We start from the raw sequence: 16,274 nt of genomic DNA on the forward strand, positions 1-16,274 counted from the left end.
GAGCGTTTGCGGATTTAAGCCAGCACCGAAGAATGAACGGATGTAGAGGTGACGGCTTCGTTGAATTCTCTCAGGCCTTCGAGGCCATAGATGTCGCGCACGACATCATCTGTAAGCTGGGCAGCTGTGCCATCGAAGAACACGCGCCCCTGCCGCATCGCGATAATGCGGTCGCAATAGGCGCGCGCAGTGTCGAGCGTGTGTAAGTTGACCAGAACGGTAATACCGTCTTCACGGTTGATGGTTTTCAGGCCGTCCATCACCAAGGTCGCATTGGCGGGATCAAGCGATGCAATCGGTTCGTCCGCGAGCATGATTTTTGGTTGCTGAACCAACGCCTTGGCAATCGCGACGCGCTGCTGTTGCCCACCCGACAAAGTGCCCGCACGCTGAAGCGCTTGTGGCACCAGATCAAGCCGATCCAACGCCTGAATGGCCATCGCCCGCTCTTCGTCGGAAAACCGCATGGCCATAGAGGATACAAAACCGTGCTCGGCCAATCGGCCGATCAAGACATTGGTCAGAACGTCAAGACGCTCGACCAGATTGAACTGCTGGAAAATCATCGCGCAATCGCGACGCCATTCGCGCAGCGCTTTTCCTTTAAGAGCCGTTATGTCCCGTCCTTCGTACAAAATCGCCCCTTCGGTGGGGTCGACAAGTCGGTTGATCAGACGCAGCATCGTGGACTTGCCAGCGCCGGAACGTCCAATCACGCCGACGAACTGACCGGAACGAATATCCAATGATACATCGTCCACCGCGCGGGTCTCGCCAAAGTGGCGTGACACCTTTTGAAGGGATAGGTCTGAACTCATCTCAATCGCTCCAGAGTGATTCATTCGAACGTTTCTGGAGCTTTTCTAGGCCTTGAAAATAACGGCCAGAATACAGTTGGATGACGTCCCCTTTATGGTTTTACAACATAACGATGACAGTGCCCTATTGTGCCGCAATCAGGTCAGACTTTGGTGCGAAATCCAGCACGCCCATCGCGTGGACAAAGCGGCCGTTTCGCATCGTTGCAACGACACGAGGCATCGCCCCGTGTTCGACAAACGCAAGATCCGCCTTCAGGCCAACCTCAATTCTGCCGCGATCCGTTAACCCAAGCGCCTTCGCCGGGTTGGACGTGATCAAGGCCGCGGCACCGGCGATGCCATTTGGATCTGTTTCGGCAATTTTCATCACTGCGGCAAGCATTGAAGCTGGGTGGTAATCTGACGCCAGAATATCCAACAGCCCGGATGTATGTGCCTCGCGGGCTGACAAGTTGCCGGAATAGCTTTTGCCGCGCATGGCATTTGGCGCGCCCATTGCGGTCATCAAGCCGCGTTCGGCGGCGACCTCGGCGGCTTCGAGCGTAACGGGGAATTCGCTGATCACTGCGCCGACATCCGCCATCAGATGTGCCTTTTCACGTGTATCATCGTCATGGCTGGCCAATGGCACACCATGCGCGGCACATAGTTTAGATACGGCCTGGACATTGCCCAGAATGACGCTTTGCGGACGTGTCCGCTCTGCGATCCGTGTCGTTACGATCTGGCGGGCTTCGACCTCGGAAACGCCTTCGCGCGCTGCCAACATGGATATATGTCGTTCGATATCACGGTACTGCCCTTGACCCGGCGTGTGATCCATCACCGAAACCAAATCAACCTGTTGATCACGGATCAGGTCGGCCAGAACCTCGACCGCATTGTCAAAGGTGATGTCGAACCGTGCGTGGATTTTGTGATCCACCGCGCACCGATCACGCAGCCCGTGCAATGTGCGAATGGTGCGGCTGGTATGTTCAAATGACCGACGCTCTCCGCTGACCGCCCCGCGCGAGAAGCTTACAGCGGCATAGGCGGTGGTAATCCCGGACGCGGCAAGACGCGCGTCAAGATGCGCCAGCGCAATTTCCATCGGGAAATCCACGCCTGCGCGTGGCTCGATCTCGATCTCGATCATGTCGCCATGCATGTCAATGAAACCCGGCATCACCAAAGCACCCTTGCAATCAAGCCCGGCTGGGTTTGGCACTTCGCTGATTTCGGCGATTACATCGTTTTGAATCCGCAGTGCGCCATTCGCGATGACACGATCTGGAAGAACCACCGAAAGACTAGACAACCACATCTTCACGCTCCTCATTTTCCAAGCCCGGGGTCAGGTCAATCACACGATCTATCAAATGCGCGACGTCATCTGGGTGGTGGAACACACCGATCATCGCCGTGCCGTCAGCTTTCAACTGTGCAAGCCGCGCAACCAAGGCAGCACGCGCTTTGACGTCCAAAGACGCCGTCGGTTCGTCCAGCAGCAAAAGCTTCTGGGGCAGAATCAAAGCCCGCGCCAAATTGACTTTCTGCTGTTCACCGCCAGAAAACGTTGTGGGATAAGCGCGCCAAAGATCTTCCTTCACTCCGAAGGCAGACAGCCATTTGCGCGCCTCATCCATGGCTGCTTCAGCGGTTTCACCGGCCATTCGAAGTGGCTCTGCGACCAAAGCCTCGGCTGAGACGCGGGGGCGTGCCACCAAGAACTGGGTCACAAAGCCAATCTCTTCTCGCCGTAACATGGTGATGTCCACATCCGCAGCGCTTAGCAGGTCAATCGCGCCATGCTGAGAATGAAAGATGACCTTGCCGGATTGTGCGACATAAGATCGGTAAAGCGTACGCAGAAGCGTCGACTTCCCTGCTCCGTTTTGACCTTTCAGCAGAAGAAACTCTCCTGCTTTCAGATTGAACGAGACTTGATCAAAGGCCGCCAGATGGTTTCCCAAATGGTGCATCGTGAAGCCCTTGGTCAGGCTTTGAACTTCCAGAACAGTTGTCATAGCTTTGCGTGCACCAGTTGTTGAGTATAGGCGTGTTGCGGGTCTTGGAAAATTTGATCGGCAAGGCCGGCTTCGACCACTTCACCACGCCGCATCACCATGACGCGATCCGCCAAGGTGCGGATCACACCCAGATCGTGGGATACGATCACCATCGTAATTTTCCGCTCTTGCTGAAGACGTTTCAACGTGTCCAAGACCAAGGCTTGAACGCTGACATCCAAGCCGGTGGTCGGCTCATCAAGCAAAAGCAAGGCGGGCTCTAACGCGATCGCCTTTGCCAGCTGCACACGTTGCTGCATCCCCCCCGACAGTTCGATGGGTGGGGCGTCCAGACGGTCCACGGGAAATTCAGATGCCTCCAAGGCCTCTTGCGCTTTTTCACGCAGGACCGAGAAGCGGCGTTCGCCAGCAACCAGCAGACGTTCCGCGACGTTGCCGGAAGACGAATGTTTCATCAACAAACCCAGATGCGGGTTCTGATATACAATCCCGATCCGCTTTGCGCAAAGCATCCGACGGGCAAAGCGATCAAGGTCGAACAGATTGCCATCGACCTCGGGTAAATCCAGCGTATAGCTGCCTGAATCTGGCGTTTCTTCCAGATTGAGCATGCGCAGGAAGGTGGATTTCCCTGAACCACTTTCCCCAACAATGCCAAGAACTTCTCCGGGGAACACCTCGGAAGATACATTTTTGACTGCCTGCACGTGACCATAGGTTTTGCTGACATTCTGCGCCTTCAGAAGGGGGGCGGCTTTGACCAAACGGGGGGCTTCAATCGTGATCGCCATCAGGACATCTCTCCGTTTTTGTACCACGTTTCACCAAATATGGTGTCCGTGCCTTCAGTTTGTTTGATGCTTTTTACGCCAAATTCGCTGTCAGAGATCTCGTAGGTTGAGGATCCGTCGCCCTGCGGAATCTCGTTCATGAAGAACCCTTTTGCACCAGACCGGACGCAGGTCAGATCACCGTGTTCTTCGACCTTGTAGGGCACGTCATCAAACACCAGCGGCTCGACCCGTGTAAACGGCGGCACCGCATGGATGCGCTTTTCGCGGCCAGCAGACAGGATCGTCAGATGCTTCGCCATATGCAGCTTGGGCACGTCCCAACGCGGGATCGGCGACGGGGTCATCACATGACGGCCATTCACCATCGACGGGTAACTCGCCCCTTGCATCACCCGGCCCGAACGCACGATCTGTTCGTAAAGCTGAAGCCACATGCGCCCATAATCGGCATCCGCATGCATTTGTCGCGCTATGGACATGTTGGGCTGCACCGGACGCAACGGCTCTGGGTTTGGAACCTGCAAAACCAGAACCTGATCTTCGCGCAGTTTTTCTTCTGGGATGCGGTGACGAGATTGGATCAGATCTGCATCTAGCGTGTCCAATGTCGTGGGCGCACCAGACACCCGCGCAAGGAAGCGACGGATCGACGCCGCGTTGACCGAGTCATCTGCACCTTGGTCAATCACCTTCACAGTCGTTTCCGGGTTGATAAGGGTCAGCGACACCTGCAGCCCCCCTGTCCCCCAGCCACGCGCCATAGGCACTTCGCGGCTGGCATAGGGCATCTGACACCCCGGCACCGCAACTGCCTTCAACATTTTCCGGCGAATTTCACGCTTTGCCGACGGGTCAAGGAACCCATAACTCATCGGTTCCCAGTCTTTGGTCAGTGTCGATAAGCTCATTGCGCTGGCTCCGGCTTTGGGGATTTCTTGGCTTTTGCATCACGCATCGCATCCAGAGACGATTGGAAGGTCACGTAGTGGGGCAATTTGAAGTGAATACAGAAGCCCGAGCTTTCCACACCTTCAGTGTGGTACAGATAGAATTCTTCTTCGGTGGCCGATCCTTTTTCCGCGCCCTTGCTGTTCAAATCCAAAGTGGCGGCCGAGATGCATTTCACCTCGTTCCAGCCCAATGTCGCCGCGAAGCCAAGCTCGAGTTTCTCACCTTTCTTGGACACGACCTCTGCTTGGCTGACCTTTACGCGACCCGCCGAGAACGTCGTTCCATTCGGGTGGGTCACAGCGATCTCGGCCTCGGCCAAGCGCAACTCATTCACGGTTGGATGGGCTTGGCCATAACCACGCATCGCGGCATAGCCCAACGCCAAGGCGCCGCCGGTTTCGGACCGCGCAAGGGATTGCAGTGTATGTGCCCGTTTTGACGGGAACAGCAGCGGTTCCCGCGTGACGTCAGGAATGTCTTCCGGTTTTGTGTCGTCCGGCACCGGCAAATCCAACAGATCATTCTCGGCCTGCCACGCCGCCACGGACGGTTGATAGGCCGATGAAGGCTTGTCTGCCGCTTCTACCTTTTCAGGGGCATAGGTCGCGCCATTCAAAACATCTGTCGCCAAGATCCGATGCGAATAATCCAACGTTGGCCCAAGCACCTGTCCGCCGGGAATATCCTTGAACGCCGCTGAAATCCGGCGATGTGTGAACAGTTGATCCTGTGCAATCGGCGCAGCAACTTGCAACCGAGGTTGCGTCGTACGCCATGCCCGCAGAGCCAATACAGCCTCAAACAATTCACCACCGGTTTGCGCCAAAGCCAAAGCCGCAAGGTCTTCGTCATACAGCGAAGCCTCGCCCATGACCCGATCAATCAGATAAGGCATCGCGGCTTTGACTTCGTCCACGCGCTGTTCTGTAATGTCTCCCATCGCGGCGCGATACAGACGTTCGGATTGCTCGATTGCGCGTTCTCCACCGCGTGTCGCAACATAGGCCATCAGAGTTCCTCTACTTTGGTGGATCGTGGAATGCCAAGCACCTGATCCCCGTCCACAAAAAACAGATCAAACCCCATCGGGTAGCGGATCAATTCTTGGCGCATATGCCAAAATCCTGTCGGCAGCCCCGCGATCTTTATGTCGTGATGAAACTCGATGCCCGGGCCAGTCAGGCGCAGTTTTGACCCGACATTCAGGGGCGCGCGCACAACCACGGTTGCGCCGTCATCTGGATACAGATCACTGCCTTGCGCCACCGACAACAACGCCTCTGCATCCTGAACTGGCCCAAAGAACACAAGATCTGCGTCAGGCAATTCAGCAATCATCGCGCCGGTTTCCAATACCTGCGGCAGCAATGTTGGATCAGCGCAAAACACGCGACATTCGCGGTCCAACAAAGCGTCAACGATGGAACCTTCGCCCGCTGTTGGCAGCGTGCGGATCTGCCCCGGACGGCTAAGCGCATTTAACAACGCATCGAATGACTGATTAGCGCGAGTTTCCTCGACCGATGGGAGGGGTGCAGAAAGCATCAAAATGTCTCCATATCTACGCGAGTCGCTTCCACCTCACACAGCGTGGTGTGGTCTTCAGCATCTTGAAGTTGCTTCTGGGCGGACACGAAGGCGTGGCAGTCCTCTGTGGCCATATCGCTTTGCATTGCCAGATCGACCAATGCCATTGCCATGGCGGCTTCCAGATCCCGCCCTTTGCGCATGCCATAACCTTGAAGGTCGCCGCGTTTGATTTGCGCCTCGCTGACCAGAACTTCGCCCAAATGAAACGCCGTCCCCTGCGCGGTATCGCGCATGGGAAGCATCACCAGTCCGGTTTGGCTTTTCTGGACGTCGATATCCCCCAACTGCGGGATCAGGGTTTCACCAAACGCCTTTAACGCCGCCCCTTTGCTTCTTGCGAGAATGCTAAGTATTTCGGAGTGAGGCCTATCCATGGCGCTATATCCCGTCCTTTGACATTGAGAATTTCACGCGGAGGGCAGACCAGATCACCTTTTTATAGCTCAGTGGTGTCCCATCCAGCAGTTCGTCCAACGCACTGATCACCACCACAGGGCTATCAGCATGTTGCTTTAGAAGTTTGGCCTCATCTGGCCGAGCCAGTCGGCTGTGCAGCGTCGTTTCCGCACGCACATAATCGCGGATGCCATAGGTTTCATAGGCCTGCGTAGTTGAACCCAACACATCCCGGCGCGCAGCAAAATCAGGGAAGCGTTCCGCACTGTGATACGAAGCGCCGAAGGCAATAGGAACACCATCTGCATAGGTGATCCTGCGGCTCTCAATGACCAGAGCTCCAGGAACAAGCCCAAGCGCATGCGCCACTTTTTCGCTGGATTTTACTTGCGTCGCAGAAAGAAGTTCGCCTGAAATATCAACGCCCTGCGCTTCCAGATTCCTGCGCAAACGTGTGCGGGACCCAATGGCGTATTCAAGTAACGGCGCGGCTTCAACAAAAGTCCCCCGCCCTTGCTCGACACTGAGCGAACCCTCTTTCGAAAGCTCCAGAACAGCCCGTCGGACAGAGTGGCGACCAGCAGAAAACTGCGCGGCCAGCTCTGGCTCTGTCGGCAGCCGATCTCCGGGTTTGAAAACGCCCGCCTCGATATCTTGTTTCAGCTGGTTTTTGACCAGTCGCCATTTTTCTCTAACCATCTTACCAAGCAATTCATTCGGATGAATTGTTCGTAGGAATGCTCAGTAACACTAGAATGACAACAGAATGAAAAAACTATGTGGAGACGTGTTTTATGGTCAAGCCACTGCTGATCAAACCTGAATTTGCGTAGACATAACTTCGATCCAGACAAGTGATGATGGGCAATCTCGAGCGGCAGCTGCGCGACACATCTGCGTTGGGTTTGTGGTCACATCGCATCATACAGACAGAACATATCCGCCTGATGACATTATCATTTTTGCAACAATGCATTCCAACCGTTGCCGTAAGTTCAAGGTATAAAGGCTAACTGGATCGCCGCTTCTATTGATCTTGCCCACCTTCAAGCCCCGCAATAATCAGCTCCACCCCCTGCTCAAAGTTATGCAATCCGTCATATTCGCGCGCGGCGACTTTCTCGGCCATGGCGCGCAGGTTGGGATAGGTCTCGGCGGGGATCAGGTGGAGGTGGGCTTGGGTGACCTCGGCGTATTCTTCGGGCGCGAAGGGGAAGTTTAGCTCCTGCAGGGTAAAGCCGTAGATGTGGCTGTCCATCAGGTTCCAGGCGTGGTCGGCGTCGATCAGCGCGAACCCGGCATTGGTCATTACCGCCAGCGTTGCCTCGACATAGGTCAGTCCGTTGGAGCCCATGTTCGGCAGCGACAACATCAGTTGGATCGTCCAGGGGTGACGCCGGAATACGGCGCGGGCGTTGTGGGCGCGGGCGCGGAGTTCGTCTTGCCATGGACCGTCCGGATTGGGCAGCGGGATTTGCCCGACGGCCCAATCGACCATGCCCATCAACAGCGCGTCTTTGTTCGAGAAGTGATTGTAAAGCGACATCGCTTCGACGCCGAGGGCGCTGGCAAGCTTGCGCATGGACAGCGAATCGGCCCCGGCTTCGTCTGCCAGTTTCACGGCGGCAGACAGGATCGCCTCTCGTGTCAGTTTCGATGCTTTTCCCGATTTCTTAACCACTTGCGCCTCTTTATCGTTCCTCTCTTGATTTACTTACAGCGTAAGTCTATATCAAGCCTCAAGTTAACTTACAGTGTAAGTAAAGGATCAAGGAAATGAAACGTATCTGTATCGTCGGGATCTCGGGGAAACTGGGACAATATATGCTGAAACACGCGCTTGAGCGCGGCTATCACGTGAATGGCGTGTGCCGGGAAAAGAGCGTAGGTAAACTGGATGCCATCATGGCCGAACATGGGGATCGCATCACATTATTCCCCGGAAAGACCAATGATCGTGGCGTAATCGAACGCGCCGTGAACGGGTGTGTAGGTGTGCTGACCGTTCTGGCCCCATGGGGCGTGCAGCAATACTCCTCGGGCACCGCGCAGGCCGTCATGGATTTCGCCGAACCCGATGCCCGGCTGATTTTCTCTTGCGGTTGGCACATCACGATGGATGGCAAGGACCAGTATTCTTGGACGTTTCGTGCTCTTCTTATGTTGGCAACGAAGCTGACGCGCTGGCTTCGCTTTGTCGAGATCGACGACCAAGTGTTGGCCTGCGACCTGATCTTTAAATCCAACACCAACTGGACCGTTGTCCGCGGATCGGACCTTGAAGAAGGTGAAAGCCAGGGGGTGCCGGTCTGGTCCGAGCACGTGCAGGATCCGATATTGGCCTCGAACAAAACCCGGCGAATCGACTTTGCACTGTTCATGATTGAAGCACTGACAAACGACGCCCTTATCGGGAAGGCACCGGCGATCTGCGGGGCCGAAACGGAAAGCGCGCTGGCCCTGGCACACTAACCGCTGCCACATTCAAACAAATGTAGATGCCTGGGGGCCGCCCTTGGCATCTGCGCCTTCAATCATCACATCCTTGTCTGTGGGGTGACTTGAAGACCGGGCAACAACGTCAAAAAACGTTAACTTATCAGGTTCTTTTTCATCGCAAGTGCGACCAAATGATAGTTTGTTCTGCACCCCAGCTTCTTCCGACATGTTGACAAGCGCTCTTTCACCGCTGATTCAGAAACCCCGATTTTGGCAGCAGACTCTTTTACATTTAGATCATGAGCCAGACACTGAAGGACTTGAAGTTCCGCATTCGTAAACAAGTCACCTCGGGACAGCTTCATGAACAATTCGGTCGCAATCTCGGATATCCGAAGCATTTCCATTTCTGTGTACTCCCGATCTGCTCGGGACACGCTGATGAGTGAATGATGATGCCCTGAGGACCGGCAAAAACAAGCGCCATATTTCAAGCCGTGCTCAGCGGCCTTCCGCATGAACCGGCGGAAATCCGGAATTGGCACACCAGACCAACGGTAATCCCCTGTCTTAAACAACGCCCACAACAAGATCGGGTCGAGCACGAAGTATCTTTTCGCTTCGTATTCCTGCTGCCAACTTATCGGATACGTACATTCGAAGTGCTCATACCCCCGGAGTGAAACATTCACGAGCAAACTGAAACCGGACGGTGCGAGGTCTTCAATCTCGGGCCTGATTTCATCAAATGCGACCGATATCAAATGATCACGTTTTCGAATTTCTGGGTCGGGACTTAATGCGCGTTCATCAATCTGCATAGCTTCTCTTATCCAAACTCTGACCAGAGGTCAGCAGCAGCACTCAAATTCCTGACCTCAGGTCAGAATATCCCCATAGGTAGAATTCATTTCTAGACAACACCTAAGTCGCCCCTAAATTCAACACCTAACGAATTTGAGGAAATAGAATGACAACAGATGTGCGCAATATCGGCGTTAGCGGTTCCGGTGAAATCTGCAGCACCGTTGTCCAGATTCCGTTGAACCTAGTTGGCGTGAATGTCCGAGAATCCCAAGGGTATGAACTTTTCCACCAGTACCTAAAGCTTAGGCAAGATGTCTTTACTGTTCAGAAGAAGTGGCGCGTCTGGCTTTCCGCACAGAATGACCTTGATCAGTATGACCAGCACGACACATGCTATGTACTCGCTTACGAGCGGAAAACGATGAATGTTGTCGGTGGCGCTCGTTTGCTGAGAACCGACCGCGGCGGGCAACACCCACTTCCTGGTCGCTTTACCTATATGATTAGGGATGCCCAGCGCGGGTTATTGGATGGCCTTCCGTCCGAGCTTTGTGACAATGTTCCAGTCTGTTGCGCGGACACATGGGAGCTTACCCGTCTGGTGACCAATGGCTCGATCGGCGTAGGTAAAGAAGTCCTCCGAGCCTCTAACACATTTCTCGCCTCGCGAAACGCAAAACGCTGCATGTTTCTGGGACCACCTGCATTCATGAAAATGGCCCGTTCAATGGGGTATAATCCGGTACCCATGGGAAAAATAGCCGGGAATAGAGATGGTCGTTTTGTTGTCTTCTCGACCGAGGTGATTGCCGAAGATGGCGACTATCCCGCGCAGCTGACGGCCTAGGAAGGGCGCATCATCTCTGGTGCAGGAAATTCAACAGACACCAAAACGTCCAAAAACACCGTTCTGCGCAACTGTCCTTGGCCGCGAGCGGGCGCAGCCCAGATCACGGTCTGAAAAACCGAAGAATCCGCCCATCATTTACCGCAAACCCAACCGCGATGACCGCAAATCCAACCCAAGCCTCGGAACCGATGCGTTCACCCAAGAAAAGTGCGCCAAGGCCGATGGCGAACGGCGGGATCAAAAGGGTGACCAACATCAGGTTTGCGGCTCCTGCCCTTACTAGGATGGCGAAGTAGAGCACATATGCCAGCGCGGTCGAGAGGGCTGCGAGGCCCAAGAGGGCTCCCCATGTGGTCACGGACAGGCTCAGAGATGGCGCTCCGTCGACCATCCAGACAACAGGCGCCATAATCAACGTGCTGGCCGTGACCATGCCCAGCGCATTCATAAGTGGCGGTTGCCCGGCCAGCATGACGCGCCCCCAAACACTGGCAAAGGCATAGGACAGAGCGGCGCCGAGGATCGCCAGCTGCGCCAGATTGGCGGGGTTGAAGCCCGACATGGCCTCGGGCCCCATGATGACGCCGACACCGATCAGGCCCAGAAGGGCACCCGTGATTTTGCGCGCGGTCAGGGGTTCGTCGGCCAGCAGCACCCCGGCAACAACTGCGCCGAACATGGCCGTGGTGCCATTCAGGATCGAGGCCAACCCGCTTTCAATCTGGGTCTGCCCCCAGAAAATTAGCGAAAATGGGATCGCATTGTTCAACACACCCATACCCAGATAGCCCAGCCAGATACGGGGGGTGCGCGGGATCGGGATGCGCTTCATCGCGACGATCACCGCAAGAATGGGAATGGTCCAAAACACGCGGTGCAGCGTAATGGTCAGTGGCGGCACCTCGCCCAGCGCGACCTCGGCAAAGAAAAACGACCCGCCCCAAACGGCGGCCAGAGCGATCAGCATGATCCATGCGGTACGGTCCATTTGGAGGGAGGGTTGGGTCATTTGGCGGTGTCCTTTAGTGGTGCCCCATAGGGATGTCGGGATTTGCCGCGACGGCCAATCCGTTTCTTGTGGTTTCGGTGGAACCCGCTCTGATAACCTCTTCCCCCACCAATGATTGAATACTATTCTCTGGTGCATTCGATCCGCCTGAGAGATTAACGATAGCCGGACAGGTATTTAGAGGGAAACCCGAAGTTGGAATGTATGCTAACTATCCTAAAAGGTTGGAATAAACTTGGACATCTAGTTAATGATGATGGTGATCAATTTTGGGGCACCGAGATCGATGACCCGAAGCTACGCCACACGCATTCCGTGTTCGCCCCAATTGATTGCGCACCGTTTGCACCCGTTGCTATCCACGGCCTTGAAATCGACGACCATCCCTACGCGCAGGTATTGAATAGTATAAACGGAGTTAAACTCTTTCGCGGGGATTTCAGCCTCTACGGCCTTCATCTGTCAGCAGTGCCAGTCACAAAAATCTTCATGCCGTTCTCTCTTCTGGACGAAAACATAAACTATCGGGCATTGTGCATACGCCATGAAGCATTGCTGATCGGGGGATACAGGTACGAGGGTAAGGAGTTTCACATGCTGCAACAGAAGTCTGGTTCGATTGTGGAAGTCGAAAAGAGCACCCTCGAAGCAATAGTGATCGACCTTCCGATAGAACAGTATTTGAGCGAACGGCTGTCCAGAATAGCTCGCTCTGAAAAATGGGTTCGTACGTACTCTGAACTAGCGGCGAAGGTATAAATCGTGAGGCAAACAAGTTGCAAAGGTGTCCCCGACACAAGCAAAAACAGCCCGCCAATCCGGCGGGCTGTTCTTCGTTTATCGCATCGCGCCTACATCTGCCCGTAAGGCGTCGAGCGCGAGATTTCGAGCTCCTCGTCGCTCATCACATCTTCGACGCCTTCAAACAGCGGTGTGGACAGGTAGCGCTCGCCGGTGTCGGGCAGCATGACGAGGATGTTGGCGCCTTCAGGCGCATTTTTCGCGGTCTCGATCGCGGTGGCGAAGGTTGCACCGGCCGAGATGCCGACGAAGATGCCTTCCTCGGCGGCCAGACGTTGGGACCATTTGATACCTTCCGGGCCGGGGACCGATGTCAGTTCGTCGTAAAGCCCGTTGTCCAGCGCCTCCTGCAGCACATGGGGGATGAAGTCCGGGGTCCAGCCCTGAATGGGGTGCGGGTTGAAATCCGGGTGGCCTTCGGTCGGCTGGTGATCTTCGTTGCGGGTGTTCACATAGCCCGAGGCGACCAGCGCCGCGTTGGCCGGTTCGGTCAGGATGATCTTGGTGTCCGGGCGTTCTTTCTTCAGAACACGTCCGATGCCAGTCACGGTGCCGCCGGTGCCATAACCGGTGACCAGATAATCCAGACGCTCGCCGTCGAAATCGGCAAGGATCTCGCGCGCCGTGGTGTTTTCATGGATGTCAGCGTTGGCGTCGGTTTCAAACTGGCTGGCAAGGAACCAACCGTTCTCGTCGGCCAGTTCTTTGGCCTTGGAATACATGCCAAAGCCCTTCAACTCTTTCGGCGTCAGAACGACCTTAGCGCCAAGGAAGCGCATCAGCTTGCGCCGCTCGACCGAAAAGCTTTCGGCCATCGTCACGACCAGCGGATAGCCCTTGGCCGCGCAAACCATGGCGAGGCCGATGCCGGTGTTGCCGGACGTGGCCTCGACCACTGTTTGGCCGGGCTTCAGCGCACCCGAGGCTTCGGCAGCTTCGATGATGTTCAGCGCAAGGCGATCCTTTACGGAACCCGCGGGGTTGAACGCCTCCATCTTGACGAACATGTTCACGCCTTCGGGCGCGATGCGGTTGATGCGGATGACAGGCGTGTCGCCCACCGTATCCAGAATGCTGTCATAGCGCGTGCCGCGCCCATTGGTCTGTCGGGGTGCCATGATGATGTCCTTTCGCAATATGCGGATCCTTTGTGTTGGGAAGAACTTAGGCCCTGATCCCGCCCATGCAAAACCCACGTTAGGGAAAAAGACTGAAATTCACGCATCGCGATATGTCCTTGACGCATCGTCCCATATTCTGTGCGTGTGGCGTATTTCTGTTCTGCACAAAGGATCGTCGGTATGTGGAAATATCGGGCGGTTCGCCGGATGCGTCATAACGCGCGGGATTTTGCTGATGCCGACGTCACGTGTTTCTGGCATAGGTGGCAGCGAGCCGCTAATGTATGGCTTGATCAAACGGCTCGAGCCTCGACATCCGAGACTGCCAAGAAGCCGTGGCAAACAGGGATTGGTGAAGATGGCAGAAAGCCAGACAAGCGACAGTCGAAAGCTTTTGGTCAGCCTACGCGAGACCCTTGCGGCAGCGTCGGAAGGGCAAGAGCGGCTGGACCGCATCACATCCTTGATTGCTGAAAGCCTTGGGGTCGAAGTGTGCTCGATCTATCTGTTTCGGGATTCCGAAACGCTGGAGCTGTGTGCGACGGAAGGGTTGAAGGCAGAAGCTGTGCACCAGACGCGCTTGCGTGTGGGGGAAGGCCTGGTGGGGCGCGTGGCGCGTTCGGGCCGTGTGGTGAACACCGCAGACGCGCCATCGGAACGCGGGTTCCGCTATATGCCAGAAACCGGAGAAGAGATTTATTCCAGCTTTGTGGGCGTACCGATCCAACGCCTTGGTGAAAAGCTGGGCGTCCTGGTTACTCAGTCGAAGGATTCTCGCGCCTTCTCGGCTGACGAAATTTACGGCATCGAAGTTGTCGCTATGGTTCTGGCGGAAATGACCGAACTGGGTGCCTTCGTTGGTGAAGGCGAAGCGATGGGTGCGTTGCATCAGAGGCCCGCAACCTTCAAGGGCGGGATCGGTCAGGAAGGCGCGGCCGAGGGCCGGGTGTGGCTGCATGAACCGCGCGTGGTGGTCACCAACCCGGTGGCAGATGACCCGGATGTGGAACTGACGCGCCTTGTCGATGCCGTTGATACGTTGCGCGTGTCCGTGGACGAGATGCTCGAAAACTCGCGTACGACAGACAAAGAGCAGATGCAGGTACTGGAAGCCTATCGGATGTTCGCCAATTCCAAAGGCTGGATGCGTCGTATGTCCGATGACATTGCGCGGGGTTTGTCGGCGGAAGCCGCGGTCGAGAAAGAGCAATCCGCGGCGCGTGCACGAATGAGCCAGGTGCCTGACGCCTATCTGCGCGAACGGTTGCATGATCTGGATGACCTGTCCAACCGCCTGCTGCGCATTCTGACCGGGCAAGGCAAGGATACCGGCGCCGAGATGCCCGAGAACCCTATCCTGATTGCCACCAACATCGGGCCGGGTGAACTGCTGGAATATGGACGTGGCTTGAAAGGGATCGTGCTGGAAGAGGGCTCGGTCGCAAGCCATGCGGCAATCGTCGCACGCGCGTTTGCGATCCCGCTGATCATTCAGGCAGGCCATATCGCGACCGAGGCCTTGAACGGCGATCACATTCTTGTCGATGGCGAAGCGGGCGTGGTGCATCTGCGCCCCGAGGACACGATCATCACCGCGTTTCGTGACAAGATGGCGATGGAAGCAAAGCAACAGGAACGCTATCGCAGCTTGCGCGACAAGCCGGCGATGGGAAAATGCGGCACCGAGGTCAAATTGCATATGAATGCGGGCCTGATGGCGGATCTGCCATCGTTGGAAAGCTCGGGCGCTTCTGGCGTGGGGCTATTCCGCACAGAGCTTCAGTTTCTGACCGTAGACCGTATTCCACGCCGCGGCGATCTGGCTGCGACCTATGCCCGCGTGATGGATGCAGCAAAAGGCAAACGGGTGACGTTCCGCACGCTCGATATTGGGTCTGACAAGGTGCTTCCCTATATGAACCCTCTGGACGAACCGAACCCTGCCTTGGGGTGGCGTGCGATCCGGGTTGGGCTGGACAAACCGGGCGTCATGCGAATGCAATTGCAGGCGCTGATCCGCGCCGCGGCTGGGCGCTGCCTGACCGTGATGTTCCCTTTCATCGCGCAGCTGGATGAATTCCGCGACGCGCGTGAAATGCTGCTGGCCGAGATCGAGCGTGAACGCACGCTTGGGCATATCCTGCCCGACAAAGTCGAGATCGGCGCGATGCTCGAGACACCCTCGATGGTGTTTGCCCCGCAACAGTTCTTTGAGATGGCCGATTTCATCTCGATCGGGGGCAATGATCTGAAGCAGTTTTTCTATGCAGCGGATCGCGAAAACGAACGCGTGCGTCGGCGGTATGACACGCTGAATGTCTCATTCCTGAACCTGATCGAAGAAATTGTGACGCGGTGCGACGCCGCGCGTACGCCCTTAAGCTTTTGTGGCGAAGATGCGGGTCGTCCTCTGGAAGCGGTCTGTTTTGCCGCCCTAGGCATGCGGCACTTGTCGATGCGGCCTGCCTCGATCGGACCTGTTAAAAGCTTGATAAGACGTACCAATCTTGAAGATCTGCGCGACGTGATCGACGAAGCACGTCTGTCAGGAGAGCAATCCGTGCGCCCAACAGTCAAAGCGTGGCTAATTGCGAACGCAGCCTAAGAGCAAATATTTTTGACTCTGATCGCAGCGTTAGGCGAATCTTCAGACTATTGGAACAATAACAGAACGGCACTGCGG

At 55.8% G+C, this 16,274-nt stretch carries 17 protein-coding genes; 4 read left to right on the plus strand and 13 right to left on the minus strand.

Annotated elements, in window-relative coordinates; translation table 11 throughout:
- Positions 1-14 precede the first annotated feature (14 nt).
- The 10 genes from phnC to FIL88_RS09090 all read right to left on the minus strand — a co-directional run bounded on the left by phnC (position 15) and on the right by FIL88_RS09090 (position 8,245).
- On the minus strand, positions 15-818 hold the full coding sequence (gene phnC / locus FIL88_RS09045; protein WP_142853534.1) for a phosphonate ABC transporter ATP-binding protein: 804 nt from the start codon (positions 816-818) through the stop codon (positions 15-17).
- Between the two features lie 124 nt (positions 819-942).
- Positions 943-2,127, minus strand: a complete 1,185-nt coding sequence (locus tag FIL88_RS09050) for an alpha-D-ribose 1-methylphosphonate 5-triphosphate diphosphatase (protein ID WP_142853535.1) — start codon at positions 2,125-2,127, stop codon at positions 943-945.
- Positions 2,114-2,830, minus strand: coding sequence for a phosphonate C-P lyase system protein PhnL (locus FIL88_RS09055; protein ID WP_142853536.1), 717 nt, complete (start codon positions 2,828-2,830; stop codon positions 2,114-2,116). Before FIL88_RS09055 ends, FIL88_RS09050 begins: the two co-directional genes overlap by 14 nt.
- Complete coding sequence (locus FIL88_RS09060; RefSeq protein WP_142853537.1) at positions 2,827-3,624, minus strand: ATP-binding cassette domain-containing protein; 798 nt, start codon at positions 3,622-3,624, stop codon at positions 2,827-2,829. Before FIL88_RS09060 ends, FIL88_RS09055 begins: the two co-directional genes overlap by 4 nt.
- Positions 3,624-4,535 (minus strand): alpha-D-ribose 1-methylphosphonate 5-phosphate C-P-lyase PhnJ, encoded by a 912-nt coding sequence (locus FIL88_RS09065; RefSeq protein WP_142853538.1) that lies wholly within the window; start codon positions 4,533-4,535, stop codon positions 3,624-3,626. The genes FIL88_RS09060 and FIL88_RS09065 overlap by 1 nt, the downstream gene beginning before the upstream one ends.
- Positions 4,532-5,587 carry a carbon-phosphorus lyase complex subunit PhnI gene (locus FIL88_RS09070; RefSeq protein ID WP_142853539.1) on the minus strand — a complete coding sequence of 352 codons (1,056 nt, stop codon included), beginning with the start codon at positions 5,585-5,587 and terminating at the stop codon, positions 4,532-4,534. The genes FIL88_RS09065 and FIL88_RS09070 overlap by 4 nt, the downstream gene beginning before the upstream one ends.
- Positions 5,587-6,123 (minus strand): phosphonate C-P lyase system protein PhnH, encoded by a 537-nt coding sequence (gene phnH, locus FIL88_RS09075; RefSeq protein WP_142853540.1) that lies wholly within the window; start codon positions 6,121-6,123, stop codon positions 5,587-5,589. The genes FIL88_RS09070 and phnH overlap by 1 nt, the downstream gene beginning before the upstream one ends.
- Positions 6,123-6,542, minus strand: a complete 420-nt coding sequence (locus FIL88_RS09080) for a phosphonate C-P lyase system protein PhnG (RefSeq protein ID WP_142853541.1) — start codon at positions 6,540-6,542, stop codon at positions 6,123-6,125. The genes phnH and FIL88_RS09080 overlap by 1 nt, the downstream gene beginning before the upstream one ends.
- 4 nt (positions 6,543-6,546) lie before the next feature.
- Positions 6,547-7,263, minus strand: coding sequence for a phosphonate metabolism transcriptional regulator PhnF (phnF, locus tag FIL88_RS09085; RefSeq protein WP_142853542.1), 717 nt, complete (start codon positions 7,261-7,263; stop codon positions 6,547-6,549).
- Positions 7,264-7,591: 328 nt separating this feature from the next.
- Positions 7,592-8,245 carry a TetR/AcrR family transcriptional regulator gene (locus tag FIL88_RS09090; RefSeq protein WP_142853543.1) on the minus strand — a complete coding sequence of 218 codons (654 nt, stop codon included), beginning with the start codon at positions 8,243-8,245 and terminating at the stop codon, positions 7,592-7,594.
- A gap of 95 nt (positions 8,246-8,340) precedes the next feature.
- Between FIL88_RS09090 and FIL88_RS09095 the strand changes: the two genes are divergently transcribed.
- A complete protein-coding gene (locus FIL88_RS09095) occupies positions 8,341-9,036 on the plus strand; it encodes an NAD(P)H-binding protein (protein WP_142853544.1) in 696 nt (231 codons plus the stop codon).
- Positions 9,037-9,155: 119 nt separating this feature from the next.
- Here the strand turns inward: FIL88_RS09095 and FIL88_RS09100 are convergent, their stop codons facing one another.
- Positions 9,156-9,824, minus strand: coding sequence for a helix-turn-helix transcriptional regulator (locus tag FIL88_RS09100; RefSeq protein ID WP_142853545.1), 669 nt, complete (start codon positions 9,822-9,824; stop codon positions 9,156-9,158).
- 149 nt (positions 9,825-9,973) lie between these two features.
- Here FIL88_RS09100 and FIL88_RS09105 point away from each other — a divergent pair, with 149 nt between their 5' ends.
- Entirely contained in the window at positions 9,974-10,657 is a 684-nt protein-coding gene (locus FIL88_RS09105) for an acyl-homoserine-lactone synthase (protein ID WP_142853546.1), read from the plus strand.
- Between the two features lie 103 nt (positions 10,658-10,760).
- Here the strand turns inward: FIL88_RS09105 and FIL88_RS09110 are convergent, their stop codons facing one another.
- Positions 10,761-11,669: a DMT family transporter gene (locus tag FIL88_RS09110; RefSeq protein ID WP_142853547.1), complete on the minus strand. Its 909-nt coding sequence runs from the start codon at positions 11,667-11,669 to the stop codon at positions 10,761-10,763.
- 204 nt (positions 11,670-11,873) lie between these two features.
- Here FIL88_RS09110 and FIL88_RS09115 point away from each other — a divergent pair, with 204 nt between their 5' ends.
- Complete coding sequence (locus FIL88_RS09115; protein ID WP_142853548.1) at positions 11,874-12,428, plus strand: hypothetical protein; 555 nt, start codon at positions 11,874-11,876, stop codon at positions 12,426-12,428.
- Between the two features lie 92 nt (positions 12,429-12,520).
- On the opposite strand, the gene cysK is transcribed toward FIL88_RS09115, so the two are convergent.
- The gene (gene cysK / locus FIL88_RS09120) at positions 12,521-13,588 is read right to left on the minus strand and encodes a cysteine synthase A (protein ID WP_142853549.1); all 1,068 of its coding nucleotides are present in this window, start codon (positions 13,586-13,588) and stop codon (positions 12,521-12,523) included.
- A 361-nt stretch (positions 13,589-13,949) separates the two neighbouring features.
- On the opposite strand from cysK, the gene ptsP reads away from it, so the two are divergent.
- Positions 13,950-16,196, plus strand: coding sequence for a phosphoenolpyruvate--protein phosphotransferase (gene ptsP, locus FIL88_RS09125; protein ID WP_142853550.1), 2,247 nt, complete (start codon positions 13,950-13,952; stop codon positions 16,194-16,196).
- The last annotated feature ends 78 nt before the right edge of the window (positions 16,197-16,274 follow it).

The sequence above is a fragment of the Aliiroseovarius halocynthiae genome (assembly GCF_007004645.1).
Taxonomy (GTDB): domain Bacteria; phylum Pseudomonadota; class Alphaproteobacteria; order Rhodobacterales; family Rhodobacteraceae; genus Aliiroseovarius; species Aliiroseovarius halocynthiae.

Bases quoted from the DNA above. Each gene is read 5' to 3' on its own strand.
- phnC (WP_142853534.1), bottom strand. From the start codon at position 818: ATGAGTTCAGACCTATCCCTTCAAAAGGTGTCACGCCACTTTGGCGAG.
- FIL88_RS09050 (WP_142853535.1), bottom strand. From the start codon at position 2,127: ATGTGGTTGTCTAGTCTTTCGGTGGTTCTTCCAGATCGTGTCATCGCG.
- FIL88_RS09055 (WP_142853536.1), bottom strand. From the start codon at position 2,830: ATGACAACTGTTCTGGAAGTTCAAAGCCTGACCAAGGGCTTCACGATG.
- FIL88_RS09060 (WP_142853537.1), bottom strand. From the start codon at position 3,624: ATGGCGATCACGATTGAAGCCCCCCGTTTGGTCAAAGCCGCCCCCCTT.
- FIL88_RS09065 (WP_142853538.1), bottom strand. From the start codon at position 4,535: ATGAGCTTATCGACACTGACCAAAGACTGGGAACCGATGAGTTATGGG.
- FIL88_RS09070 (WP_142853539.1), bottom strand. From the start codon at position 5,587: ATGGCCTATGTTGCGACACGCGGTGGAGAACGCGCAATCGAGCAATCC.
- phnH (WP_142853540.1), bottom strand. From the start codon at position 6,123: ATGCTTTCTGCACCCCTCCCATCGGTCGAGGAAACTCGCGCTAATCAG.
- FIL88_RS09080 (WP_142853541.1), bottom strand. From the start codon at position 6,542: ATGGATAGGCCTCACTCCGAAATACTTAGCATTCTCGCAAGAAGCAAA.
- phnF (WP_142853542.1), bottom strand. From the start codon at position 7,263: ATGGTTAGAGAAAAATGGCGACTGGTCAAAAACCAGCTGAAACAAGAT.
- FIL88_RS09095 (WP_142853544.1), top strand. From the start codon at position 8,341: ATGAAACGTATCTGTATCGTCGGGATCTCGGGGAAACTGGGACAATAT.
- FIL88_RS09100 (WP_142853545.1), bottom strand. From the start codon at position 9,824: ATGCAGATTGATGAACGCGCATTAAGTCCCGACCCAGAAATTCGAAAA.
- FIL88_RS09105 (WP_142853546.1), top strand. From the start codon at position 9,974: ATGACAACAGATGTGCGCAATATCGGCGTTAGCGGTTCCGGTGAAATC.
- FIL88_RS09110 (WP_142853547.1), bottom strand. From the start codon at position 11,669: ATGACCCAACCCTCCCTCCAAATGGACCGTACCGCATGGATCATGCTG.
- FIL88_RS09115 (WP_142853548.1), top strand. From the start codon at position 11,874: ATGCTAACTATCCTAAAAGGTTGGAATAAACTTGGACATCTAGTTAAT.
- cysK (WP_142853549.1), bottom strand. From the start codon at position 13,588: ATGGCACCCCGACAGACCAATGGGCGCGGCACGCGCTATGACAGCATT.
- ptsP (WP_142853550.1), top strand. From the start codon at position 13,950: ATGGCAGAAAGCCAGACAAGCGACAGTCGAAAGCTTTTGGTCAGCCTA.